Origin of the sequence: Rummeliibacillus pycnus (assembly GCF_050459865.1) — a bacterium.
Classification (GTDB): domain Bacteria; phylum Bacillota; class Bacilli; order Bacillales_A; family Planococcaceae; genus Rummeliibacillus; species Rummeliibacillus pycnus_B.
Map to the genome: position 1 here is coordinate 1 of NZ_JBCMNM010000013.1, position 24,576 is coordinate 24,576.

The 24,576-nt window shown below is 33.9% G+C and carries 27 protein-coding genes; 7 read left to right on the forward strand and 20 right to left on the reverse strand.

Annotated features, from left to right (window positions below):
- A partial coding sequence (locus ABE048_RS02795; RefSeq protein ID WP_430308994.1) for a hypothetical protein occupies window positions 1-205 on the forward strand: 205 nt, incomplete at its 5' end.
- 4 nt (window positions 206-209) lie between these two features.
- Here ABE048_RS02795 and ABE048_RS02800 read toward each other — a convergent pair.
- From ABE048_RS02800 to ABE048_RS02825, 6 genes are all read right to left on the reverse strand, one after another.
- Window positions 210-1,328 (reverse strand): GerAB/ArcD/ProY family transporter, encoded by a 1,119-nt coding sequence (locus tag ABE048_RS02800; RefSeq protein WP_430308995.1) that lies wholly within the window; start codon window positions 1,326-1,328, stop codon window positions 210-212.
- Window positions 1,329-1,361: 33 nt separating this feature from the next.
- Window positions 1,362-1,595: a hypothetical protein gene (locus tag ABE048_RS02805; RefSeq protein ID WP_430308996.1), complete on the reverse strand. Its 234-nt coding sequence runs from the start codon at window positions 1,593-1,595 to the stop codon at window positions 1,362-1,364.
- A 2-nt stretch (window positions 1,596-1,597) separates the two neighbouring features.
- Window positions 1,598-2,782, reverse strand: a complete 1,185-nt coding sequence (locus ABE048_RS02810; protein WP_430308997.1) for a Ger(x)C family spore germination protein — start codon at window positions 2,780-2,782, stop codon at window positions 1,598-1,600.
- Window positions 2,783-2,785: 3 nt separating this feature from the next.
- Entirely contained in the window at window positions 2,786-4,405 is a 1,620-nt protein-coding gene (locus ABE048_RS02815; protein WP_430308998.1) for a spore germination protein, read from the reverse strand.
- 861 nt (window positions 4,406-5,266) lie between these two features.
- A complete protein-coding gene (locus ABE048_RS02820) occupies window positions 5,267-6,247 on the reverse strand; it encodes an HD domain-containing protein (protein ID WP_430308999.1) in 981 nt (326 codons plus the stop codon).
- 66 nt (window positions 6,248-6,313) lie between these two features.
- Window positions 6,314-6,787, reverse strand: a complete 474-nt coding sequence (locus ABE048_RS02825) for a MarR family winged helix-turn-helix transcriptional regulator (RefSeq protein ID WP_430309000.1) — start codon at window positions 6,785-6,787, stop codon at window positions 6,314-6,316.
- Window positions 6,788-6,939: 152 nt separating this feature from the next.
- On the opposite strand from ABE048_RS02825, the gene ABE048_RS02830 reads away from it, so the two are divergent.
- From ABE048_RS02830 to ABE048_RS02855, 6 genes are all read left to right on the forward strand, one after another.
- Window positions 6,940-7,539, forward strand: coding sequence for a DUF3238 domain-containing protein (locus ABE048_RS02830; protein WP_430309001.1), 600 nt, complete (start codon window positions 6,940-6,942; stop codon window positions 7,537-7,539).
- Window positions 7,540-7,606: 67 nt separating this feature from the next.
- Window positions 7,607-8,233, forward strand: coding sequence for an FMN-dependent NADH-azoreductase (locus tag ABE048_RS02835; protein WP_430309002.1), 627 nt, complete (start codon window positions 7,607-7,609; stop codon window positions 8,231-8,233).
- A 333-nt stretch (window positions 8,234-8,566) separates the two neighbouring features.
- The gene (locus tag ABE048_RS02840) at window positions 8,567-9,709 is read left to right on the forward strand and encodes a winged helix-turn-helix domain-containing protein (RefSeq protein WP_430309003.1); all 1,143 of its coding nucleotides are present in this window, start codon (window positions 8,567-8,569) and stop codon (window positions 9,707-9,709) included.
- Window positions 9,710-9,804: 95 nt separating this feature from the next.
- On the forward strand, window positions 9,805-11,070 hold the full coding sequence (locus ABE048_RS02845) for an MFS transporter (RefSeq protein WP_430309004.1): 1,266 nt from the start codon (window positions 9,805-9,807) through the stop codon (window positions 11,068-11,070).
- Window positions 11,071-11,369: 299 nt separating this feature from the next.
- The gene (locus ABE048_RS02850) at window positions 11,370-11,903 is read left to right on the forward strand and encodes a TetR/AcrR family transcriptional regulator (RefSeq protein WP_430309005.1); all 534 of its coding nucleotides are present in this window, start codon (window positions 11,370-11,372) and stop codon (window positions 11,901-11,903) included.
- Window positions 11,904-12,178: 275 nt separating this feature from the next.
- The gene (locus ABE048_RS02855; RefSeq protein WP_430309006.1) at window positions 12,179-12,601 is read left to right on the forward strand and encodes a DUF3995 domain-containing protein; all 423 of its coding nucleotides are present in this window, start codon (window positions 12,179-12,181) and stop codon (window positions 12,599-12,601) included.
- Between the two features lie 166 nt (window positions 12,602-12,767).
- Here the strand turns inward: ABE048_RS02855 and ABE048_RS02860 are convergent, their stop codons facing one another.
- The 14 genes from ABE048_RS02860 to ABE048_RS02925 form a co-directional block, all read right to left on the reverse strand.
- Window positions 12,768-13,046, reverse strand: a complete 279-nt coding sequence (locus ABE048_RS02860) for a hypothetical protein (RefSeq protein ID WP_430309008.1) — start codon at window positions 13,044-13,046, stop codon at window positions 12,768-12,770.
- Between the two features lie 453 nt (window positions 13,047-13,499).
- Window positions 13,500-13,871 (reverse strand): YxiJ family protein, encoded by a 372-nt coding sequence (locus ABE048_RS02865; RefSeq protein WP_430309010.1) that lies wholly within the window; start codon window positions 13,869-13,871, stop codon window positions 13,500-13,502.
- A 351-nt stretch (window positions 13,872-14,222) separates the two neighbouring features.
- Complete coding sequence (locus ABE048_RS02870; protein WP_430309011.1) at window positions 14,223-15,437, reverse strand: AI-2E family transporter; 1,215 nt, start codon at window positions 15,435-15,437, stop codon at window positions 14,223-14,225.
- A gap of 123 nt (window positions 15,438-15,560) precedes the next feature.
- Entirely contained in the window at window positions 15,561-15,983 is a 423-nt protein-coding gene (locus ABE048_RS02875; RefSeq protein WP_430309013.1) for a VOC family protein, read from the reverse strand.
- Window positions 15,984-16,319: 336 nt separating this feature from the next.
- On the reverse strand, window positions 16,320-17,207 hold the full coding sequence (locus tag ABE048_RS02880) for a zf-HC2 domain-containing protein (RefSeq protein ID WP_430309014.1): 888 nt from the start codon (window positions 17,205-17,207) through the stop codon (window positions 16,320-16,322).
- Window positions 17,204-17,701, reverse strand: coding sequence for an RNA polymerase sigma factor (locus tag ABE048_RS02885; protein ID WP_430309015.1), 498 nt, complete (start codon window positions 17,699-17,701; stop codon window positions 17,204-17,206). The genes ABE048_RS02880 and ABE048_RS02885 overlap by 4 nt, the downstream gene beginning before the upstream one ends.
- Before the next feature lie 462 nt (window positions 17,702-18,163).
- Entirely contained in the window at window positions 18,164-19,003 is an 840-nt protein-coding gene (locus ABE048_RS02890; protein ID WP_430309017.1) for a YitT family protein, read from the reverse strand.
- Window positions 19,004-19,205: 202 nt separating this feature from the next.
- Entirely contained in the window at window positions 19,206-19,577 is a 372-nt protein-coding gene (locus ABE048_RS02895) for an iron chaperone (protein WP_430309018.1), read from the reverse strand.
- Window positions 19,578-19,645: 68 nt separating this feature from the next.
- The gene (locus ABE048_RS02900) at window positions 19,646-19,876 is read right to left on the reverse strand and encodes a hypothetical protein (protein WP_430309020.1); all 231 of its coding nucleotides are present in this window, start codon (window positions 19,874-19,876) and stop codon (window positions 19,646-19,648) included.
- Window positions 19,877-20,097: 221 nt separating this feature from the next.
- A complete protein-coding gene (locus ABE048_RS02905; RefSeq protein ID WP_430309021.1) occupies window positions 20,098-21,300 on the reverse strand; it encodes an MFS transporter in 1,203 nt (400 codons plus the stop codon).
- A gap of 434 nt (window positions 21,301-21,734) precedes the next feature.
- Complete coding sequence (locus ABE048_RS02910) at window positions 21,735-22,346, reverse strand: alpha/beta hydrolase (RefSeq protein WP_430309022.1); 612 nt, start codon at window positions 22,344-22,346, stop codon at window positions 21,735-21,737.
- A 31-nt stretch (window positions 22,347-22,377) separates the two neighbouring features.
- On the reverse strand, window positions 22,378-23,313 hold the full coding sequence (locus tag ABE048_RS02915; protein WP_430309024.1) for a ring-cleaving dioxygenase: 936 nt from the start codon (window positions 23,311-23,313) through the stop codon (window positions 22,378-22,380).
- Between the two features lie 24 nt (window positions 23,314-23,337).
- The gene (locus ABE048_RS02920; RefSeq protein ID WP_430309025.1) at window positions 23,338-23,958 is read right to left on the reverse strand and encodes a nitroreductase family protein; all 621 of its coding nucleotides are present in this window, start codon (window positions 23,956-23,958) and stop codon (window positions 23,338-23,340) included.
- A gap of 40 nt (window positions 23,959-23,998) precedes the next feature.
- Window positions 23,999-24,397, reverse strand: a complete 399-nt coding sequence (locus ABE048_RS02925) for a DoxX family protein (protein WP_430309026.1) — start codon at window positions 24,395-24,397, stop codon at window positions 23,999-24,001.
- Window positions 24,398-24,576: the final 179 nt, after the last annotated feature.

Consider the following 24,576-nt stretch of genomic DNA (forward strand, 5'->3'; position numbering starts at 1 on the left):
CCCACTTTGTTCACCTACTTTTCTTGTCTTTAAAGAGAATCTATTCAACAAATATAATATACCTTATTTTACTGAAGTAAACCTCTATTACACCCATTACGATTTAAAAACAATTGATTTCAATAAGACTGATCAATCAAAGAGGGGGAATTCTATCTATGTTTTTAACCACATTAAAGGCTTATCTATAGATTTTTCAAAATAATCTTCTATTCCTTTATTTCTATTTCGTTCTTTATCGTTCTTTTTCTTATTGCATATACGACTACCAACAAAAGAGGGAGAAAAAGTCCGATTGATAATGATAAGGAATTACCAGTTGTCTCGTCAAAATGTTTTTGGTAGCTGACATTAGGATAAATCACGAGAGAAAGGACAACGGCAATCATGCCTAAAGGTAATGTTAAAGGGCGGTAATCTTTCAAATTAAGAGTTTGTGCCATCCCTAAAACGGAAGCGTAAAAATAAAGGGTCGTCTTAAAATAGAGGGTGATAACCCAAAGTGAAGCCATTAATCCCTCAATACGCTGTATAAAATTCCCGATATTTATCCTTTTGGTCAATTCATAGCTTGGATAAATCTCTCCTGTAGTTTTCTCAGTACCTAATACCGTAATACTCAAAAATGTAATAACGACGATGACGATGCCGCCTATTAAGTTTCCAATTAAAAAAGATTTTTTAGCTTGTTTCATTTTATTAACAAAAGAAGGAAAAATCATTAAGAGAACAATGGCATTTACTGAAGATACAATAACATAAAAAATGGATGATTGAACGATCTTTTTAGTCCCCATCTCATATATAGGCTGTATGTTTTCAAACTTCATGTCAGGTGAAATAGACACCACTAAAATAAAAAAAATGACGAAGAACACGACAATTAGGATTTCTGCAGTACGAGCGAAGGTTTCCAATCCAAGACGGACTCCCATCACCACAATCCCCGCCATAAGAATATTAAGAGCTACCATTGGAGTATTTGGCATCATATGGATGTTTAAGAATAGCCCAAAATAATATAAAAGTTCTGAAGAATAAAGAAGAGAAATGAGTACAAACAAAATAGAAAAGGCTTTACCTACCCATTTTCCAAAAAGTTTTTCAAGGATTTGGACATAGGTGAGGTGAGGGAACCAAAGAGCTATAGTGATGAATAACCATATGATCAAAAACCCGATTCCCGTACCAATTATAGCGGCAATCCATGCGTCTTGCTTCGCACCGGTTGCGAGTGCTGATGGTACAGTTAGGATACTCGTACCAATCGTAAATAAAATAACTAAAACTAGAAATTGGTACGAATTTATTTTAACGTCTTTCATCATTTCATATCATACCTTCCCCTCTACACTGCTCTTTTATTTCAACAAAAGAGAAATAACGTCATCAAGCGGTTTAAAGATAAAAGTGAGTAAATCTAGTGGATTTGGAATAGGTTTTTCTAATGCAAGTGTAATACTTAGACCTAACCCGATTACAAGAAGAATTGAAAACACAAGTAACTCTTTTTTATATTTTTTTTCCAAGAGAGGTGGAACTTCAATCCACAGAATGGCTACTGCAATCAGGAGTATTCCTATACTTTTTATCATGATTATTTAACCTCTTTTAAGAAGGAATTACCTTCTGTTTCTGTATGCTCAAGTTTTACGTCCACTTTAACATTCGCCAGCATCTCAGGGAATACCTCATCCCACGACTCTTTAAGCTTTTTCCATTCTTTCGGATTAGATCGATGAATGGCTTCGCCAAATCCAAATATGTCTGAATTATATTGTTTTTGTGCCGTTTTAATGGCCAGATTAATGGTCTCTTTCATCTTTTTTTCAGTTTTCTTCTCTAGCTCAACAATTGTTTCTTGGTCATTAAGATTAATTTGACACTCTACTTCTCCAACATTTCCTTTTACTTTAATATTGATATCCACTTTAGGCTTACCTTTGTTTATTTTGCCTTTCATTTTAGAATGCAATTGTATAATCTCTATAGTGGCTTTCCCCTCTTTAGGACAAGATATAGCAATTACAGAATTTTTCACTTTGTTGACGATGCCATTATACCCTCTGCTTTCTCGTTCAGTTAACCAGCCCACTAGTTTATCTTTTTTAAACACCGCTAATTCATCATATTTAATTCGCGCAGGAGGAGAAATCGATTCCACATTCTGTTTGCTTGATCCCATTTCTTGTTCCCCTATTACTAGAATCCCTGTTAATACGGCTTCCTTTCCATCACTTGTAAGATCGGTTATCAATTCATCTAATGTAAAGCCTTGCGTTGCAGCCCAGTTAGCTTCTGACATTTTAAGCGTACTAAACATTTTATTGGCGGGTATATTTTCAATCGTTGTTGTGACATTCAGTACTTCTCCTGCGGTCATATCCTTAGCAATAACAACAAAGAAATCAGATCGAAGTTCCCAATCTCTTGACAGTAAATCTAAGGATTTGGCTATACCTTCTTTAGCTAAATCCTCACCAAGGACAAGCATTCGAAGATGTCCAGGATAAATTTTTCGAGGCGAGATTTTTGTAATTTTTCGAAAGGCTTCATATACCGTCTCTCCTTTCTCCTGAAACAGGGTGACTGGTGAACGCCCAGTACTTGTTTTCGTGGATATTTCCGAGGGTACAACCACTTGAGCAGTTATTTGGTATTCATCTTCTACTTTATCGATTCCTATTGCCAACGTAATGCCAAGTTCATTTAATTCCCTCCGGTCCCAACACCCCGTAAGAAAGAGGCTGAGAATCAGGAGAACAAACATGCACTTTTTCATCGTTTAAACCCCTTCATTCTCCTTATTTTTTGATGGTTTTGGTTTTGCAGAGGCTGAATCTTGTTGACTAACGGTATTTTGTTGATTGATTAAACGAGGTCGAGTAAACATTTTCCATATAGGCAAGCGAATAAACGTATCTTTTTGGTCGGAAAGATTAAAAGGAGCTAGTGAAGACATATAAGGCACGCCAAAAGAACGCAAGCTGCATAAATGCAGAATTAGAGCAATTAATCCAATCATTATTCCTATTAAACCAAAAGAAGCAGCTATTGCCATAAATCCAAAGCGTAGTATCCTGGCAGAGATAGCAAAGTCATAAGTAGGAGAAACGAAACTAGAAATAGCGGTTAGTGAAACCACGATAACCATCGCAGCTGAGATTATGCCTGCTTCAACCGCTGCTGTTCCAATTACAAATGCCCCTACAATAGACATGGCTGAACCGATGCTTCGTGGCATTCTTAATCCTGCTTCACGCAAGATTTCAAAAGTGACTTCCATTATTATTGCTTCAACAAATGCTGGGAATGGAACACCTTCTCGTTGGGCTGCTAGACTAATAAGAAGTGCAGGAGGTAGCATTACTTGATTAAAAGTTGTGATCGCAATAAATAATGCAGGTGCAAGCAATGCAATTGCGAATGCAAAAAATCGAAGGAAACGAATAAGACTCGCAATATCTGCACGTTGATAGTAGTCTTCTGACGTTTGAAAAAATTGAACGAATAAAGCTGGAACAATAAGGACAAAGGGTGTTCCATCTACAAAAATGGCTATGCGTCCTTCCAATAATGCTGCAGCTACTACATCCGAACGTTCCGTATTAAATATGGTTGGAAAAGGTGAATATCGTGCATCCTGAATCAATTCCTCTATATTTCCACTTTCAAGAATTCCATCAATATCTATTCTATCCAAACGCAAACGGACTTCTTTCACTATTTTGTCATTTGCAATTCCGTTGATATACATTATGGCAACATTCGTTTTCGTGCGTTTTCCAATAACTTTTGATTCCATCCAAAGATTTGTGTCTTTCAGTCTTCTACGAACTAAGGCGGTATTTACACGCAAATTTTCGGAGAATCCTTCGCGGGGTCCTCTTACTACCACCTGGGAGGTTGCTTCCGTTACTCCACGTTCAACCAAATGCCTATTGGAAATGATTAAACCTTGGGCATATCCATCGATCAAAATAATCGTATCCCCCGATAAAAGTCCAGTAAAAAGTACTTCAAAATTAGTTAGTTCTTCAATTTCTCCTACTGTCATGGCAGAATCTTTTAATACGCTAATAAGATTTTGATCAGTAGCAAGCTTTTTCTGTATTTCGGTCCCTTTGATATCTAGCATGAGCGTTTCCAAAATGAAATTTTGTAATGAGGTTGTATCGGTTAATCCATCTGTATAGATAATACCGGCTTTGATAGTTTCTTCTTTTCCAATTCGAATTTCTCGAATAATAATATCTGAGCTTTTTCCAAGGGAATCTTTTATTATTTGTATATTTTCTTGAAGATTTGTTTTTAATTCGTCTGTTGAACTTGTCTTCATCATTTGGCTAGTTGAAATAGAATTGGTATGTAATTTAGAATTACTTTTCTTTTTGAAAAAGCCCATAGGCTACCTCACTTACTGTTCGTTTTTTTGCGTACTTACATATAATTTTGTTTATTACTTTGCCAATTAGGAAAATATCGCTTGATTCGGTAACTTTTCTATTAAGTATGAGAATGAGATATAGATTCTCTTTTTCTTTAGCCTGAGGAAACTCCTTTTAATGATAAAATCTGAAATTACATATAATTTGTTCTAATTTAATTATTTATTAAATAGCAAAATGTTTTCGATATTACTTCTATCAAAGGGACAAAAAAAGTAAATGGGAAAATGTACTTCCCAAATCTACCAATGAATAAAAATACTACAGTAATTAATAAAGCTTTCGTCGACACTGTACACTTAAGTACAACACTTTGCACTCAATGAATAGTGTCAATAGTTTTGACCAAACTTTGGAAATTAATTCAAGACAATAAAACTTATTTAGTGTCAACGTGACTTTGAAACTAAATAGTCTACCTAATATCAATTATCAACCTACAAACTTCGTTGCTGGATATTTATCAAAAATGAAAAAACTCCATTTTGAAAAAGGATTGATCAAAATGGAGTTAATCTTTCTAACTATGTATGAGATTTTTATATTTTATTCAATTAAATGAGACGTTAGTTAAGTGAAAGCCCTCACAATTTCTACTTTCTTACCCAATTTCTTTAAACGTGTTTTTCCACAATCTGTCCCTAAAATAGAAATAGCTATTTCTTATTCAATGATAGTGTTCCCTGAGATGTTTTCTAAATCCGCTAAATAGCTCTCTAATGAAAATAAGCGCCGTTCCTTGTTACAGAAAAGCGCCCGATTGTTGAATATTATTGCTTAATCTTAATCAAGAAAAGCCCTCGATAGCTTTATAATATTCAACACTTCAATATCACTCGTAAATAAACCCCTTTTCTTGCCTTTATAGAAGCCTTTGAATTTTGCAGCTGAAGTTTCTTGCAAATCGTTGTGGCCTTAATCAATTGACCGTCTAACCATATGGATGGATCAATCAAACGTTCTTTTTGCTTCATATGATAATCAAAATCTTGTTCATCTTCAATTAACGTAACTTTTTCTTGTAATTGATTCAATAAGTGTATAACTTCGTTATCGTTTGAGCGATATAATTGATTTATGATCTCTTCATCTGTACCCAAGAAATGAGTCGGTTCTAATATATTTTTATTTAATGCCATTTTTAATGTTTTAGATAGAATGGTGTAACCATAAATATTTAATGGGTCTAAGAAATAATCAATGACCTCTTTATAATATGTATCTACAAACCATTCTGTCCACTCTATACTGTCTATGTAAATTTTTTCGTCTATAATCACAAGATGAGATAAAAAAGTTTGTACTTCCTCAATCGAAATTATTCCATTATGAAACATATCTCTCAATGTATAGTCAATTCGATCCGCACATAGTTCTGGTAAAGGCTGTTCAAGTATTTTCCATTGTGATAAGTCGTCCATGATTTTTTTATAGTCCAAATTATAATTGGCTAAAATCGTTGGGATATCTGAACCTTCAATGACTTGACTAAAAATTTTCTCGTGATAATCTTCATCTTTTGCATCAAATACATAATCAATCACGTGAGAAAACGCTGTATGGGAAACATCGTGTAACAGCCCTGCTATTTGCTCTTCAATCGTACCACCTAGTTTTTTAACTAAAAGCATCACACCGACAGAATGCTCATATCTTGTTCCATTCCATTGTTTATTTACCAAATAGCTCGCTCCACCTTGATGAACTTTTTTTAATCGTTGTATAGCTTGACAATTAATCAGTTTCTCCAAAACAGGTTCAATACTAAATTCCCCATAAATTTCATCTATTACTTTCAATAATTTTCCTCCTTAATTCTTCACATTCTTCCCTACGATTTAAAGTTTCCTTTATAAACTCTATAATTACCAGACAGGTCTTAATCTGGATGATAGTTTCCCCTCATTTTCTTCAAAAATAAATTTTGATAAATCTTCTTTGAGCATTTGCAGGCGTTCAGCACCTATGTTTTCAATCCAACGTTGCTCAATCTCAGTTAGTATCTTCTCTTTTGCTTTCACTACTAACCAACCTCGTTCGGTCAAAACAATAATTTTCCCTCTCTTATCAGTGGGATGAGCTTTGCGCATTACATAGCCACTTTTCTCAAGATAATCCACCATTTTACTCACAGCTTGCTTTGTAATTCCTAAATATTCGGCCAGTTCTATACCTGTTGCTCCATTGGGAGTGATGCATTTAAACATAAAACCATGTGCAGGTCTAATATCTCCAAATCCCAATTCACTCAATCTGTCATGTAATTCATTGATTGATGTACTTAAGGATAATGATAAAAGCGATGTAAGATCCAACCCATTAAATAATTCATGATTCATATATAAAACCTCCTCAAATATAGTCAATTAGGTTGACTTTATTCGAAACACATTGTACTATACCCAATGTAGTCAATCAAGTTGACTATAATTCAATTATAAAAGAAATATGGTTCAGCAAAATAAAATTAAAAATCATAGAGGTGTTTCTCATGGCTAATATCGTTAAAATTAGAGCAAGTGTATTCATTCCAATGTCTTGGACTGCAATAGGTTGGACTGAACCCAAGAAAGATAATCAAACGGGTAACATAATTGAATTTGAAGGGGACTCACGTGAATTTACTCCTTATGCCGTCAACGCCATGCGTTCTAGAATTGAACAAGAAGTAGTTGTAGATTTTTACAAAAAAGAAATTTTCACATATGCGAATACGGGAATAACAACAGAAAAAATCACGACTCCAGATGGTTCTGTTAACAAGCGAACAGGAAAAGCTAGTACAGATCGTATTGTATGTACTGATATTGAATGGGGGTCTGGGGAAGTCAAGTTTCAAATGAGTGCTAGTGCTAGCAACCCATTAAATATAAATGCACCTACTGTTGACTATCTTTTAAATGTGCATGTCAAAAAAGATGGTACTGTTGGTATTGAAGGTACACATGACGGATTCCCTTGCTATGAATTTTATAAACAAACAGATTTTGGTCCGTTTGAACAAATTCATACACATGATTTCAGAGAAACTGGTGATACAGCTGAAGCTCTAGGTGGAGACATGGAATATAGTTTTAAAAAAATATTGTAAAGACAATAGGATTCCCTTTTTAGTGAATTAATAACAACATTAGAGTTGGTAACAGGAGAAATAAAAAATGACAACAGTTTTATTTGTAAAAGCAAACAATCGCCCCGCAAACCAAGCGGTGAGTGTGAAAATATATGAGGCTTTTTTAGCAAGCTTTAAAGAATCACATCCAAATGATACAGTGGTAGAACTTGATTTATACAAGGAAGAATTGCCATATGTAGGTGTAGATATGATTAACGGTACATTTAAGGCTAGTAGAGGACTTGATTTAACAGCAGAAGAAGCAAAAGCAGTGGCTGTTGCTGATAAATATTTAGAACAATTCCTTGCAGCAGATAAAGTTGTGTTTGGTTTCCCATTATGGAACTTAACAATTCCGGCAGTTCTACACACATATATTGATTATTTAAACCGCGCTGGCAAAACATTTAAATATACGCCAGAAGGTCCAACAGGTCTGATTGGAGATAAGAAAATTGCATTATTAAACGCAAGTGGCGGAGTATATTCTGAAGGTCCAACAGCTGAATTAGAAATGGCTGTTAAATATGTAGCAAGTATGATGAGCTTCTTCGGTGTAAAAAATATAGAGAAAATAGTGATTGAAGGTCACAATCAATTCCCAGATAAAGCAGAAGAAATTATTGCCTCAGGGCTTGAAGAAGCTGTTAAAGTAGCAAGTACGTTCTAATTAACAAAATACTTTTTACTCTATATAGCAGTACCAACACTTTTATAGTGGTGGTACTGCTTTTATTATTCACTAATCTCGCTACTTTTGAGGGAATTAGAACCAAATTGATGTAATATTTTTATTTTATTAAACGCTAGAAAGAAGATTACATTACAATGGAATGTTGATGAACAAATTATATAAACTTGATTTCCTTCTTCAACTGGACTTCAATCCTTTACGATTAACGATACCGTTCTTTTAAGGTATATTTAATGAGAAATGGGCATTAAATTAACCATCTGTTAAAATGAACTATAAAATATTATCCCATTTTGTTGAGGTGAAAGAATGGAGAAAATCCAGTTTTCCAACACAGGTTATAAAGTAACATATCGTTCCGAAGAAATAATTTTTTTACCGAGGGAATATCAATTATTTAAATTTTTATATCAAAATCCTTCACAAATTTTTTCAAGGGAGGAACTCTTGGATGCTGTTTGGCCAATGGAAGATCCAGTCGATAGAACTGTAGATGACCATATTTATAGAGTTAGAAAAAAAATTGATCCCCTTTCATCCGTGATTAAAATTGAAACAATCAGAGGCCAAGGATACCTTCTGTCAACGAAAGAAGTACATGAAAGTCCATTATTAAAGGACGACGAAGTATCCACCCAAGTTAAAAGCCTTTTTCACAAATATCATCTCTACGGACAGGGAGATGCTTTAAAGCTTTTAGAAGAAAATCAGAATGTGTTCGGCTTCCAAATCGATTTGCCTAACCTTCTTTATCTCCATTTCATGAAAGGAGATTTCAGTTGGTTCCTTGAGGCACAGGAAATCACCTTTTGGGAAAAATGCTTTTATTTATTACATATCTATTCGTTTATTGAACCAGATAAGATGAAATGCCTTAATTACTTTACGTGTGCTTTATCTGCCGAAGAAATATCTGAAGATCATCGATTAGAAATAAAATTGTTAAATCGCCTATCATTATTGATTTTCACAAAACAACTCGATGAAGCAGCTACCCTGCTTCATCAATCTAAAAAAGAGATATATGAAAAAAACATCGAAGGATTCATACCGTTGATCTTACTTTCAGAACTATGTCTTGCCTTACTTCAAAAGGACTTTCAGGAGATGGAGAAAAGGATGGAAGAAACGAAGAAAAACCTCGTAAATTATCCTTATCTGAGAGAAAATGCGAATTTTTCAATTGTTAAAGGTATTTATTGCCTTCTTAAAAATAATGAATCTAAAGCTGAAGATTATTTTGATGAAGGATTTCAGCTACTCCAGGAAGCTAAATTCATACCTGGGATGTTAATAAATATAAATATGATTCTGTTTTACTTAGATGAGTTTGGACTGACTGGTAGACTGCAAACTTACTATCAAGAATTAAAGATAAAGTATATTCAAGAGTACAAATTAAATGAATTACATAGCAAAATCGAACTGCAGTTAAAATACCACTTAAAATAATTGCTCAAAATTTTTTATTACTGTTTCCTCTGATATTCCTCTGATAATTACACGTTATGCTCGGTATTAGAGACACTAACGTGGAGGGATTATTGATGAACAAGGACATATCAATATGGCGCAATGGCAATTTTATTAAATTCTTTTCTGCTAATACTTTAGCCAACTTAGGAAACTGGTTTGATTTTGTTGGAGTGCTTATCTTATTCAGGTATACATGGAAGGCTGACCCGATGTTGATTGCTTTAATCCCTATCATGTATGCCATTCCTAGTATACTTTTAGGACAGTTTGCAGGTGTATTTGCAGACCGAAGAAATAAGCGAAAAATCCTTATCTATTCTGACTGGTTTCGTGCAGTGTTAACTTTGTTGCTTGTCTTTACGCCTACACCCTGGCTTGCTTTGCCAATCCTATTTTTACGAAACACTGCGGGAGTGATAAGTCTACCTGCACAGCAAGGCTTGATGAGAAAAATTGTTGAAGAAAAAACCATCATGAAAGCAATCACTATTAATGGAAGTCTGTTTCAGTTGGTAAAGGTGCTTGGCCCACTTATTGGAGGTTCAGTGGCAGGAATATTTTCTCCGAACATTTCCATTGCATTAAACGCCATAGCTTTTACCATTTCTGGAATACTCCTTACCCGAATCAAGGTACAAGAAATCGAAACAAGTGTAGAAATAGGAGCCACACAATTAGGATTTCTACGTTCTTGGAAGGAAGGTTGGCAGATTGTTTTAAAAAGCAAAATCCTTTTGGCAAGCATCATATTTGGGATATTCAGCACCCTAACAATACAAATGATCGACGCACAGATTGTAACTTTATTCAGTGAGGTGTTCCCTAACAAAACTGAGGTTACCGGCTGGGCAATTTCTGCAATTGGAATCGGATCGCTCCTTGTCGTCTTAATTCTAAACAGATTTAAAAAAATCTCTAAATTTGGTTGGTTTTTCGGTACCGGAAGTCTTCTAATTGGTGTAATGACTGTAGGTTTTGGATTCCTATTGAAATACAATTTCATAGCACTTGCAATCTGTCTTTCTATTATTGGTGGAATCGGAAATGGGTTAACTTTTACTGCCATAAATTACCTCATTCAAACTGAACCACCTAAAGAAGCTATAGGAAGGGTTACCGGTATAATAGATTCCTTAATGAGTATCCTTTTTATATCTGGTCCCCTTCTCGGTGGGCTATTAATAACACAATTAGGGGTACTGACCGCCTTTAAAATAATCGGTCTTGGACTATCCATTATTGGTATGACTGGTATATTCCTGCAAAGCCTCATCTGGAAGCAACCCAAACCGGCAAATGTACAAATTAAAGTTAAAGTGGGAAATGAATCGGGTTGAAGCGATGGAATGTTTTCAACAATATTGAAAATTTCTATCTTTTCAAACAAAAAACAGAAAATATCTTAATTATTTACCTCCCTAAAAAAAGCCTGTAAACCCTATTTGTGTTTGCAGGCTTTTTTTATTAGTGATTCAGAACTGTGATTGTATTTTACCAAAGGTGATGACGATCAATATTACGATTAACAACAACATTAAAGTTCATAAAAATAAACAGAATGAATAATTGACAAAAAATGAGAATAGTAGTAATCTAACGCAAAACATACGCTACCGTATTTTATTGGAGAGATGATATGCAATTATCGAGGGAAGATTGGATAAAAGCAGGATTACAGCAATTAGCTGATGAAGGGATACATAAAGTTCGCATTGAAGCACTTGCTCGATTGCTAAAAATAAGCAAAGGAAGCTTCTATCACTATTTTCGTGACCATCAAGAGCTTTTAGATTCTATGCTCGACTTTTGGGAATTACATGCAACAAAGCTGATTGTTCAAAGTATGGAGCAACAGGATGCCTCTTTAGAACAGCTATTACAGATTAGTTTTAATCGAGACAAAAAAATTGAGAATGGTATTTATACTTGGGCTAAATACGATCCTGTAGTGGCAGCACGTTTAGTAGATATGGAAGAACAGAGAATTTCTTGTGTTGCAAAATTGTATCAAAAAATGGGCATAGACGAAACTGAATCAATAGATCGAGCGAGACTTGCTTATTTAACGTATGTAGGATGGATGACAAGGTTTGAAGCAAATCCTAATTTTGATATTGATAAAATGGTTGAGCTTTTAACTTCTTACAGCGGGTGTCCAAACATCCGCTGAAATAGATGAACTTAGGCTAAAAGCGCCGCTTCCTGCAGCAACGCCTAAGTAACCAACATCCTGTTGGCCCAAAGCCTCCGGCGGATGTCACGGAATCGGAAAGGAGTTCTTTGTGCAAGCACAAAGCCGATTCCGGACGAATTATGCCGAGGCATAATTGATTATACGATAATAAATGTCCCTAATATGGTTATAAAACCTGAAGGGACAAAATTTTCACTATAACATACGGTAGTGTATGTTTTGTTTGAAGTTACGACATTGGGGGCGAATAAATGAAATTACTATTAATATTAGTAGCTGTAGGGCTTCTGTGGTTTATCAGTTTTTCGCATATTTATTGGGCTTTTGGAGGTCGATGGGGTTCTACCGCTGTTCTCCCAGTAAAAGATGGCGAACATAAGCCTGCTTTTACTCCGAGAATATGGGGAACATTATTCGTAGCCATTTTTATTCTACTTGCTAGTGTCATTATTGTTGTTCAAGTAGGTTATTTGCAGGGGTTCCAAGCAAATAGTTTATCTAAAATCGGAAGTATTGTCTGTGCTTTAGTTTTCATTATTAGGGCAATTGGTGATTTTAAGTTTGTTGGATTTTTTAAAAAAATTAAACATTCTCAGTTTGCTAGATACGACACTTGGCTCTATAGTCCACTATGTTTATTCTTTGGCTTTGTCTATATCATGTTGTTGTTTTAATAAGTGTAATGGTGTTATTTAAAATCAAACCTAAACAATAAATGTTTAGGTTTGATCTTTAGGAAAACTCTGTTTTGCAATAATTTCCCAAAAAACCAAAATAAAACTCTATCTTTTGTAAAAATAAACCTTTTTCAACTAAAAATCACTTGAGTTGAAAAAGGTTTTATTGTTCGCCAATTCCCATTGCTAATTGTAATAAAAAAGCACATATCAATATAAAGGCATTCCCTAATAATCCGATAATGAAAGGAATGTGTCGCTTAGACATTACCCAAGAGATTATAGCGAGTGAAATACCGATAATTGATAAAACGCTAAAAATGGTGATACCTAAATAAACATCAAAATTTGGTCCTCTTAGTGCATAGAAAGCAATAATACTTATTATCACAGGTACTAAGGATGTAAAACCTAAAATGTTCCCTACTCTTCTCTTATCCATATTTGTAAATCCCTCCCCTTCGATAAATTTAAGTAAATTTTACCATATACAGTAAAATATATACAATAGGCCGAAATTTCAAATTAAACTCCGTTTTAATGATTAACAGCAAAATTAGAAGTATTTTATATAAATTATTCCTGAAATAGCCATTCCATTCATAGGAACGATATTGTTTGGCTTCACCATTTTTCTTTACGATTTCCATGTCTAGTACTTCATCGTTGTAGATGTATTCAAGGGTATAAAAAGAATCCATTTTGAAAAAAAGATTGATCAAAATGGATTCTTATATTGGAGTATTAAGATTGCTCTTTATAAAAATGATTGGGCTTTTTCTGCCTTTATTGTTAAACAATCGCGCCCGATTGTGGAATAGTGAAAACGCGATAATCTGCAAAAAATCACCTCTAAATTTTTTGTTAACCCTCTCATTAGTTCAATAAGAACTGTTTATTTAGACAACAGACATAATAACAATTTTCTTGTTTGTTCAAAGTTTTTATATTCCTGTGAGAAATCGTTATAGATTTCAATTTTGTCTTCAAAAAACTTATATTGTTTAAAGTAACCAAAGAAAGTTTTCTGCAACATCTCAATTTGATCTTGAGGGATTTTATTTATCTTGCCTGTTAATACATAACTTAGAGTTCCAGCTATATTTACACAGTAAGTATTAAAATCAGCAGTTAGACTGTCCTCATCATCTGATAAATTATTGAACTCTTTTCGGAAATCTTTTTGTATTTTATCCGTATCTGTATATGGAAATGGTTTATGTAATTCGTTCTTAATTTCAGTTAATTGTTTTAAAATATTGTCCATATTTTCACCCATTTAAGTATGTCATTTAACTATTTTTTCACTAATTCTCGTTCAACTAAAATGCCCTTGTTTAAGAGTAAAGTCTTCACAATATCCAGTTTACATTAAAATTATTACTCCACAATCTGGCCCTTAAATGAAAAATGAGCGCTTATCCTTTTGCAAGGATAGCGCCCGATTGTGGAAGATCAAATGCTGTTGAAGTCTAGCACTGGTTAGTATAAGTACAATACTTCACAGTCTTTTTTAGTTTTCACCAGCATGTTGGGCAATTTCAACCTCTAGAGCCACCTCATGGTTGCCTTCAGAGGAGAATGTTGGGAGAAAAATTAAACAACAATATATGATTTCTCAGGTAGTTTTTTCTTTTGTTTGGATATTGAACAAATCTAACAGGAACATTAATAACGGAATCCCCAACAACAGACCCCATGTTCCCAAGAAAAACTCAGAGAAAATCAAGGTTAAAAAAGTCAGAAAGATAGGCAATTTTGTTGCGTGTGCAGTCAATCTTGGATTGAGTACATAGCTTTCCATGGCGTGAAGCCCCAATACCATAGCCACAATCCAAAGGACTTTAGGTATTCCGCCCATCGTAAACGCAATAATAGCTAGTGGAATGAAAGAGATTATCGCTCCTAATACAGGAATGAGACCGAAGATGAACATCATAAGTCCAAGACCAACTACTTGATGGAACCCAAGTATTGCAAGGAAAATCATAGATAAAACAGCATTAATCAACGAAATTAATATTTGAAGTTGCAGTATCTTACCAAAGGTATTGGCAAAATTGGTTCCTAAGTATTTGTAGTACGAATAAAGAAAACTGATTCTGCTCTTCTCTAGCTTCTTGCAAAAATCCCTGATTTCTTTTTTTCCGATTAATAAGAAAAAGCTTAAAATAAACGCCATTATCAACTGGATACTAAATTCACTGACATGCGGGATAGCTTGGAATATCGTGGTAACAGCTCCTTTTGTGTAGGACTCTAAATGTAGCCCTTTCAAGAACCCTTCTACATTTGGATTGATTTGATTCGTATATGTTTCTAGATTAAATGAAATGAGTTTATGACCGATTCCTGTTAATTCCTTTGCCGAACGGGTGATATAGGTGGCTAATCCGAAAACAATAGCAAATAGAATCACGGCATACATTCCAATTGTGACTATCTTCTCTTTTATCGGAATCATTTTCGATAGGGATTTATAGAGAACTTGTTGTAGGCTGTTCAAGAGATAAGAAAAAATAAAAGTCAATAACAACAAATTTAACAATCCTCTGATACTCCACAATATAACGACCAACAACACCAATGCGAATACCTTTTTTACTACTTCTTCTTTAAAAAAAGCTTTCAAGTGATCCATTTTTCCCCTCAATTCTAAAGGATTTAATTCTTTTTCTCTTTCTCTTTTTTGAATGGCTCTGAAAGAAAGAAAACGATAAAAAAAGAGGGGTGTATCGCTCCTCAAATATCTATCCATTATATACATTTTACCACTCTTATTATTTAAATAACTAGTTTCTGTTAACGTTAAAAGCATAAAAAGGGCTGCCACAGCGACCACCGATGTTAAACTAATTAAACTAAAGCGCCCGTTTGTTTAAGTACATTCTTTCACAATATCTTCTACACTTTAAAAATATATGAGCACTTTAGTAAGTATTCTTTAGATTTTAGTCTATTTTACTCGTTGAAACATAGGATGACTTTCTTTAAATTGAACTAAATCCCATAAGTTTCCGTATAAATCTTTAAATACAGCAACAATACCATATGATTGTTCTTTTGGTTCTCTAACGAATTCAATTCCTTTTGCGATCATTTCATTATAGTCTCTCCAAAAGTCATCTGTCCCAAGGAATAGAAAAACTCTTCCTTCTGCTTGATTTCCAATAAAAGATAATTGTTCTGGTTTTGAAGCCCTTGCAAGTAATATTGTAGTTCCAGATGAGCCGGGTGGAGATACTACTACCCAGCGTTTATCTTGTTCAGGTTGATATGTGTCTTCAATTAACGTAAAATGGAGTTTTTTTGTGTAGAACTCAATGGCTTCATCATAATCTTGAACAACCAAAGCAATATGTACAACAGATTGAATCATTTTATTAACCCTTCTTTCTTGGTAAAACATAAAGCCTTACACTACAATTTAATATAATGGTAAGCTTTTCAGAGTTTTTTAGATAAATTATACCATTAAAGCTGACTTATCTAACTTTTCATTTATTCAATTTTCTTATTTCACTAAAATACCCCGTTAGCTTAAGTAGATTTCTTCACAAACTTCACGGAACACTCAAAATGTTATTCAACAATCTGGCCCTTTAATTGAAGAAAGACGCTTTCCTTATTTCAGAAAAGCGCCCTTTAATTGAATAACAATCAGGATTTATTGGCTGTTTTAATTGCAGATGCATTCGTCCATATTTTTGAATTATCATATCTTTGACAACGTTATAGTAAAGTCTGTATTACCACTTGACCAATTTAATAACTGTAAAACTTCACCCTCTTTAACGGTAAGGGTATACTCTTTTGAATTTTTTATATCCAAACTGTTTCTAACTTGTGATAGATTACTATTACTGACACTAGCAAATACATAAAAATTAGCATCATTATTGCTTATAACATTAATTTTATAGGATCCTGGTTGAATTTCATCCCCAACTTTATATACCACTGACTTATTGCTAATCGTATATACTCCATTTTCTAATAATTCTGTAATAAACTTTGCTGGCGTAAGCTTTGCTATGCCGCTCCCCTTAACAGAAATTAGATTGTTGCTATAAAATTGTGCTCCTAAATATTGGTCACCTTTCTTTAGATGCACACTTCCAATCTCCACAGTACCTTCTAATGCAGTGATGTCATAATAACCTGGACTAAATGTTTTATTATCGACTTTATACTGTTTCCAAGATGAAGATTTTAACAGTATTTCTTTTGCTGGGTTTTCTTGCACATTACGATTGGTATCAAATAGTTCTATTGGTTCGACTGCTTTAATTACCGCATAGTTTGAATAAAGTGCATATGCCCCGATAACAAATCCAACTAAAGAGAATATGATTATTAAGGAGCCAAAGTTGAGTATTCGTTTTTTCTTTATCCTCTTTATTAATTGGCGTTCCATTTCTTCGGGTAGCTCTGCCTCTATCTGACTTGATATGTTTAAATCCTGTGCCATCTCACTATGTAGTTGATTACAATTCTCGCATTCCATTAAATGAGTATTAACCAATTTATTGCTCTCTTTACTCGTTAGATTATCGACGTATAATGGCAACAAATCGTGTATTACTTCGCAATCTATTTTCATTGATTTCCCCCCATAATTAAAGCTGCTCTGAGTTTTTGTTTTCCTCTATGAAAAGTAACTCTAGCCCAATTCTCACTTTCCGAAAACACTTCACCAATTTCCTTAAAACTCAATTCGTTAAAACTACGTAGAATGACTACTTCCTTATATGGTTCTGTTAATTTACGAATGGCAGTGTGAAGTTCTAGTTGTTGTTCGAATAATTGTAAAATCGTTTCAGGGGTAGATCTAGTATCAAAATTATAATTTTCTTCGTCGAATAAATCGTGTTTTGGTAATTTCTTTCTTGCATTTTTGTAATAAACATTTTTTCCTATCTGATATAGCCAAGTCTTTATTTTTGAATGTCCCTTAAAACGATGGATTGAAATAAAAGCTTGGTAAAAAGTCTCTTGAACCAACTCCTCTGATAAATCACTATCGTGGGTTAAATAAAACATATATTTATACAGATCCTTTGAATAAAGGTTGTACAGTTTTTTAAAATCATCCAAGAATTCCCTCCCCCTCATATAGTTAGTACCAAATTTATTAGATTCGTTACAATTGGACAAAAAATAATTAGTCGATTTAAGCAACTACTTCTCGGTTAAAGCTGTCTAATCCTTCTTTACTATTATCCTCTTTGGTATTCCTCTATATAATTGCATTTAAATGCCAAAAAGCAGTGTGATTTCATTTTCCAAATCCACTGCTTTTTATACTTGTTATTTTGTTTAGGCGTCAATTAAAGAATCTATCTAATGTTATTCAAGAATATGGCCCTTTAATGTATTATACAATTATTAACCAAATTCTTAATATATGTTGTAATATCACTCTTCAGTCTTCAGGTATTCTCCATCTAGGAGTCAACTTTTTTACAAAAGAATTGTCAAAGTAAGAAGCCATTAATAAGGGGGTATCTATCTAATACCACCTCTACAAATTCTATCTCTTTTATAACAACCTCTTAATTAAGCTTTAGAAATATCAATAAATCCTTCTCCGAACACATCACGAACATCGTGTATAGCGACGAAAGCATTCGGATCAGTAGATTGTACAATCCGTTTCAACCTTATAACTTCTTGCTTACTAATAACAATATAAAGAATTTCCTTTGGCGTTTTTGTATAATAACCATGACCCGAGTATACTGTTACCCCTCGGTCCATTGATGTAGTCACCTGTTTGGCAATGTCATCTGGTTTATCAGAAATAATCGTAATGGCCTTCTTCGTATTCAAGCCTTCGATTACAAATTCCATCACTTTCGTTCCTACATATAGCATAATAATTGTCAACATCAGCTTTTCTGCACCAATGATAAAATAAGATGAAAAAGCAACTATTAAATCAAAAAATAATAGTCCATAGCTAATGCTCCAGCCTAAATACTTATTTGTTATCCTTGCTAAGATGGTAGTACCTGCTGTTGTTCCGCCAACCCGAATGATTAGTCCAATCCCGCACCCTACAAATACTCCTCCAAAAATGGCATTTACCATCAATTCATCAGAAGGAATATTCCAGCTTTCTGTCAGATGAAGAAAAAGCGAGTTAAAAACTACCGCAATAATCGTATAAATCGTTGTTACCCTATTCAAAAATTTATAACCAACTATTAACAAAAATGCATTCAGAATTAAGTTGACTAAACCTGGTGACCATTCAAATAAATAATAGGTAATAATCGTGATACCAGTTACTCCGCCTTCACCAAGCTCGTTCGGAATAACAAATAAATTAACACCTAGCGCAAAAAGAAATGCACCAAAAATGATAATAATAATGTCTCTGATTCTTTTTTTCATACAATACCTCACTGCTTATAAAAATATTTTCTTAGGTACAAACTCTCACCATTATAGCATTATTTGCGGAAGAATATATAGCATATACGGCACGTAATTGATAAAAGGATATTTCTACAATTAAGCTATTGACGTCTTAATTAAGATGCAAAAACGCATGACATTTTTACTTGTCATGCGTTTTTGGATAAGGTGTAATGTATTATTTCCGCCAAAAATTCGTATATTCTGCTTTATCCTGAATATTAAATTCTATCATTTTCTCAAGCAAGTCGTAATTTACCGGCCCATTCCACGGAATTCGAAACAAGCCTTTGGTAGCGCTATAGCCAGCTTGGACAATGTCATCAGCAAAGTGCGCAATGCCAAATTCTTCGGGTGAAACGCTCAAATGATGCTTCGCTGTGGAAAAACCAATGATAAATGTGCCATGATCTGTAAACATTGGCGTATTCCACTTGATTTGAGGTTCCAAATTGGGGAATTTATTAGAAATCCAAGATAAAATTTCCTCTGTACGATCACGGTGGTCAGGGTCATCAATACCTGTTAAATATTTCTCAAAAACTTCCATGTCTTCCTCCTCGATATTTCTATTAAAAGATTTTTTCTGTAAATGTTACTACTATTTATAAGAATAAATTATAAAGCTTTAAACTTTTTTTCCAAAAACCAAAAATAGATTGCTAATAATAACAGAATGATTGTGGTGAAACCTATATACTTCCAAGCATTAACTGCTCCTGAAAAATAGTATGCAATAGGTATAAAAGAAATTGTACTTATAAGCATTAAAAGCCACGATCGATTAAAAACACCAAATATCAATGCTATAATTGAAATCAAAAATGAAGTATACCAAAGTAATAGCACGCTAAAGTCCTCCCCTTCATTTTTTCTCTTTCATTTAATTCTACCTATCTCTTTTGAAAGCACATAATTATTTGACCTAACATGCCAATAAGTCACCACATCATCAGTTCTACGTCTCGCCCATCTCCTCTAACAATAGCGAGCAATACAAAATATCCCACATATAACGTTGTAATTTAATTTTAACATTACATGACTTACTTATGTTTACAAAAAACAAATCATTGTTGCCCTCTCTCATTGAACTCATAACGTCTATATTTGAGCATAAAGACAATTCCAAGAATAGGCCCAATCGCTAAAATTGTAAAAACCCACTCCCAACCAATTATCCTCTGAATTATAGGTATTAGATTGATAGAGATTATAGTAAATAGGAAACCAATACACATTTGAAAAGTAAGGGCTGTACCTACATAATCCACTTCGGCTATTTCTGATACTACTACAGAAAATTGGGCGGAATCAGATATGGCAGACATCCCCCAAATCACTGAAATTATTAGCGTTAACCAAATAGATTGCCCAAATGTAAAACCTATTAATATCGAACAAATTGCACTGATAAACATAGAAATAATTGTTAAATTGGCTCTTCCGATTTTATCTGAGATTAGTCCACCTACCACACAACCAATCCCCCCTGCAATTCCTATTGAAATAAATGAGGATAATGCAATGAACCATTGAGGAGTCTCTGATGAATGGATTAAGAAACTAGCTGTCAAAAAAGCAGGAAGCCATGTCCACATCCCGTACAATTCCCACATATGGCCAAAATAGCCGTAGTTCGCAAGCATTACTGGTTTATTCATAACTACTTTTTTTATTAATTTGAACGAGAAAGGTAAATTTTGTGATGTTACTGGAGCATCTTCTAAAATAAAAGTGACTATAATAGCCGATAATAGAGCCAATACTGAACTACAAATTATCACAGATTTCCAACTTAATGAAGAAAAGAACATAACAACAAAATGTGGTAATGAAGATCCTAATGTTAATGCTGCTATTAAGATTCCAATCGCTAACCCACGTTTTTTAGGAAACCATTGTGATAAGATTTTTACAGCTATTGGGTATACACCGGCGAGGGTTATTCCAGTTAAGATCCTAAGTAGAATACCGAAAAAGCCAGAATCGACTAGAATTAGTAATGCATTCAATAGTGCACCTAGAAATGCTGAAATTGCTAAAACCTTTCGGGGATTAAAACGGTCAGCAACCCCAAAATATGAACTAACTAATGCTCCTATTACAAATCCAATAGGAACAGAAGCAGAAAGCCAAGCTTCCGAATTATAGCTAAGGTTCCAAATTGAAATGAGTTCGGGTGCAATCACTGATGCACTATACCATAAACTTAAAGCACATAATTCTGATAATCCAATCCATAATAATGCCCTCCAAGAACCTTGAATCATAAGATAGCCCTCCAATTTATATAAAGCGCCCGAAATAGCAATGGTTACACTGCCGTTCTATACCTTTTAGTTTTTTCCAGTAATGTAAAATTCAATTTAATTAATTTTATCATCTCTATCCTAAAATTGTATTACTTTTTGTTTAATTGTATAAGGTTAAAATATTTTTAAGTTATTAACTGTATTTACAAAATAATATTCATTTTCCAACATTATTTTTGGCGAATATATGAAGAACTTTAAAACATGAGAAAATCAACTTTGAATTGCCTTTACAAATCTCCATAAAATCAAAACATTAAGAAAAGCTCCTAACTAAACATTCATTAAATAACAATGCCCCCTACCAATATTCGAATTTAAATTAACTATTGAAAAAAAGCCCTTCAGATTTATTTCTGAGGGGCTTCTGTTTCTTTTTCTATAAAATTTTTTTATTTTTTTTGAAGATGTTGATACCATTTAGAGGCTTCATCTACTTCTTCAGCCGTTAATCGATGCCCTTTATTTTCCCAATGAAGTTCTACACTTGCATTTGCAGCTTCTAGTAATGATTGTAGTTCAGTTGATTCTTCAGGTGCACAAATTGGATCGTTCGTACCAGCAGCGATAAATACAGATTTCCCTAATAAATCAGGAAGCTTGATTCCTCTTCTTGGAATCATTGGATGATGTAATATCGCACCTTTTAATGCATTTTGATAATGAAATAACAAACTAGCAGCTATATTAGCTCCATTTGAGTAACCAATTGCTATTATATTATTCCTATCAAAATTATATTGTTCAGCTGCTTCATCAAGAAAAACATTTAATTGTTTTGTTCGAAAAATAAGATCCTCTTCATCAAATACTCCTTCACTTATTCTTCGAAAAAATCGAGGCATTCCATTCTCTAAAACGTTACCCCTTACACTCAATACGTGAGCTGTGGAATCTATTCTCTCGGCAATAGGTAATAGATCTAATTCATTTCCACCGGTTCCATGAAGTAGTAAGAGTGTTGGTTTTTCTGAATCTTGACCTTTATTGAATATATGTTTCATAATCTATCCTCCAGTGAATGACTCTTACTAGTTAATCTAATTCTTTAACCTCAATTGGTATCAAGCTTTGTTCCAGTTGTTTTCTAAATGGTTCATACTGAACAGGTAACATTAACTTTTCACCCATTGTATCGAGTGATTCATCATGTGCGAATCCTGGGGGATCTGTTGCAATCTCAAATAGAATTTCACCAGGTTCTTTAAAATAAATAGCCTTGAAATAATTACGATCTTTTACTTCTGTTACATGCCGTCCATGCTCTGAGACATGAGTTTGCCATTCTAATTGATCGTTGTCATCTTTTGCTCTCCATGCGATATGATGGACTGTTCCAACACCCATTACACCTTTTACACCTGGAATCTTTTTCAAATCTATTATATTCCCTATATCTGCAGAAGATTGGAAACGGATAAATTCTCCTTCTTCGCCAATAACTTCAAGACCTAACACTTTTCCTAATAAATCTGCTGTTTTATTTGGTTGAGTGGAAAATAGAGTTGCCCCACCGAATCCTTTTATCGCCACATCTGGTGTAATGTCACCATATGCCCATTGATTATTCTCGCCTTCTCTTCTTTCTACAATTTCCAAATGGAGACCGTGAGGATCATCAAATGATAAATATCGTTCACCAAAGCGTTCATTTTTTGTAAAGGTAACATTAAACTTCGCTAATCTCTTTTCCCAAAAAGCCATGGATCCATTAGGAACAACATAAGTAGTAACCCCTACTTGGCCATCTCCTATAATTCCTTGAAGCGCATCAGCCCACGGGAAAAATGTAATGATAGTCCCAGGTTTTCCACTATCATTTCCAAAATAAAGATGATAAGTTTCAGGATCATCAAAATTTACCGTTTGTTTCACTAAACGCAGACCTAAAACTCCTGCGTAGAAGTCTAAATTTTCTTGAGGATGACCGACGATTGCCGTAATATGGTGAATTCCCATTGTTTTTTTCATTTCTATTCCTCCTATTAAAATTGTCTATATGAAAGTAACAAATTCATTAACGGGTTTACGATATCCGCGTGGTTTTCTACTTTCTATTTTTTCTTTCCCTATGGTAATCATTAATACAACTTCATATTGGTCGCCAATATCCAAAATGTCCCTTACCTCTTCAGGATTGAAACCAATCATTGGGCACGTATCCCAACCTTTCTCCTTAGCAGCCATCATAAACATCATGGCTGACAATGAAGCATTTCTTATGGCTTCCTCTTTTTGAAATTCTTCTCCTCTTGATTCATAAAAAGAAACAGTATCATTAACCATGAAATCATATTCCTGCTTATTTACAATTCCTAGCAAGTTTAGACCCTCATAAATTTCAGATGCCTGGCGATATGCCTTTTTATCACCTAGAACAATAATTACTGCAGATGATGAAGCTACTTTATATTGACCATTTGCAGCGTTTCTTATTTTTTCTTTTATAGTTGGATCGATAATTGTTACATATTTTGAATGCTGCAGGTTAAATGCTGAAGGTGCAAGTTTAACTAAATCAAAAATTTCATGTAGTTCTTCTAACTTTATAGGGTGGTCTGCTTGAAAGTTACTAGCAGAACGTCTTTCTTTTACCAGTTGAATAAAATCTGTCATATAATTCAATCTCCTCTATAACTATCTTTAATAAGGTGTTTTAGAAAAATAAAGCATCAAGACTATAAGCGCCAGGGCCAATCAAAGCTATACTGATAGCAATAGCAAGTATTGTAAGGTTATATTCGTAACCATTAGATGTTGCCCATAATCCATTTGCACCGTGTACCTTAATTATTGCCATTACCATTGTTCCCGCAATTAATATTCCTCCAATTGGTGTTAAAAGGCCTGTAGCAAATAAAAATCCTCCAACCAGTTCTCCTAGTCCTGCAAAAATAGCCATCGCTATTCCGGGTTTCATACCGATTGATTCAAACCATCCTCCAGTACCTTTTATTCCATAACCTCCAAACCATCCAAATAACTTTTGTGCGCCGTGACCAATGAATAACAACCCAATAACTAAACGGATGATTAATAATCCTATATTCATCATTTTTAATTCCCCCTATTTTATCTCGAATTCGAGATATTAGTTTAAAAAAAATTTACAAAGCCAAAAACCCGTTAAACAGCATTCCATCTAAAATCTCAGTTTAATTTATCTCGAATTCAAGATAATCTTAATACTTATAAATCAGATTGTCAATGCTTTTTAATCACAATTATACAAAC

Excerpts from the sequence above, each read along its gene's own strand:
- ABE048_RS02800 (WP_430308995.1), bottom strand. The coding sequence starts at position 1,328 with ATGATGAAAGACGTTAAAATAAATTCGTACCAATTTCTAGTTTTAGTT.
- ABE048_RS02805 (WP_430308996.1), bottom strand. The coding sequence starts at position 1,595 with ATGATAAAAAGTATAGGAATACTCCTGATTGCAGTAGCCATTCTGTGG.
- ABE048_RS02810 (WP_430308997.1), bottom strand. The coding sequence starts at position 2,782 with ATGAAAAAGTGCATGTTTGTTCTCCTGATTCTCAGCCTCTTTCTTACG.
- ABE048_RS02815 (WP_430308998.1), bottom strand. The coding sequence starts at position 4,405 with ATGGGCTTTTTCAAAAAGAAAAGTAATTCTAAATTACATACCAATTCT.
- ABE048_RS02825 (WP_430309000.1), bottom strand. The coding sequence starts at position 6,787 with ATGAATCATGAATTATTTAATGGGTTGGATCTTACATCGCTTTTATCA.
- ABE048_RS02830 (WP_430309001.1), top strand. The coding sequence starts at position 6,940 with ATGGCTAATATCGTTAAAATTAGAGCAAGTGTATTCATTCCAATGTCT.
- ABE048_RS02835 (WP_430309002.1), top strand. The coding sequence starts at position 7,607 with ATGACAACAGTTTTATTTGTAAAAGCAAACAATCGCCCCGCAAACCAA.
- ABE048_RS02840 (WP_430309003.1), top strand. The coding sequence starts at position 8,567 with ATGGAGAAAATCCAGTTTTCCAACACAGGTTATAAAGTAACATATCGT.
- ABE048_RS02845 (WP_430309004.1), top strand. The coding sequence starts at position 9,805 with ATGAACAAGGACATATCAATATGGCGCAATGGCAATTTTATTAAATTC.
- ABE048_RS02850 (WP_430309005.1), top strand. The coding sequence starts at position 11,370 with ATGCAATTATCGAGGGAAGATTGGATAAAAGCAGGATTACAGCAATTA.
- ABE048_RS02855 (WP_430309006.1), top strand. The coding sequence starts at position 12,179 with ATGAAATTACTATTAATATTAGTAGCTGTAGGGCTTCTGTGGTTTATC.
- ABE048_RS02860 (WP_430309008.1), bottom strand. The coding sequence starts at position 13,046 with ATGGATAAGAGAAGAGTAGGGAACATTTTAGGTTTTACATCCTTAGTA.
- ABE048_RS02865 (WP_430309010.1), bottom strand. The coding sequence starts at position 13,871 with ATGGACAATATTTTAAAACAATTAACTGAAATTAAGAACGAATTACAT.
- ABE048_RS02875 (WP_430309013.1), bottom strand. The coding sequence starts at position 15,983 with ATGATTCAATCTGTTGTACATATTGCTTTGGTTGTTCAAGATTATGAT.
- ABE048_RS02880 (WP_430309014.1), bottom strand. The coding sequence starts at position 17,207 with ATGAAAATAGATTGCGAAGTAATACACGATTTGTTGCCATTATACGTC.
- ABE048_RS02890 (WP_430309017.1), bottom strand. The coding sequence starts at position 19,003 with ATGAAAAAAAGAATCAGAGACATTATTATTATCATTTTTGGTGCATTT.
- ABE048_RS02895 (WP_430309018.1), bottom strand. The coding sequence starts at position 19,577 with ATGGAAGTTTTTGAGAAATATTTAACAGGTATTGATGACCCTGACCAC.
- ABE048_RS02905 (WP_430309021.1), bottom strand. The coding sequence starts at position 21,300 with ATGATTCAAGGTTCTTGGAGGGCATTATTATGGATTGGATTATCAGAA.
- ABE048_RS02910 (WP_430309022.1), bottom strand. The coding sequence starts at position 22,346 with ATGAAACATATATTCAATAAAGGTCAAGATTCAGAAAAACCAACACTC.
- ABE048_RS02915 (WP_430309024.1), bottom strand. The coding sequence starts at position 23,313 with ATGAAAAAAACAATGGGAATTCACCATATTACGGCAATCGTCGGTCAT.
- ABE048_RS02920 (WP_430309025.1), bottom strand. The coding sequence starts at position 23,958 with ATGACAGATTTTATTCAACTGGTAAAAGAAAGACGTTCTGCTAGTAAC.
- ABE048_RS02925 (WP_430309026.1), bottom strand. The coding sequence starts at position 24,397 with ATGATGAATATAGGATTATTAATCATCCGTTTAGTTATTGGGTTGTTA.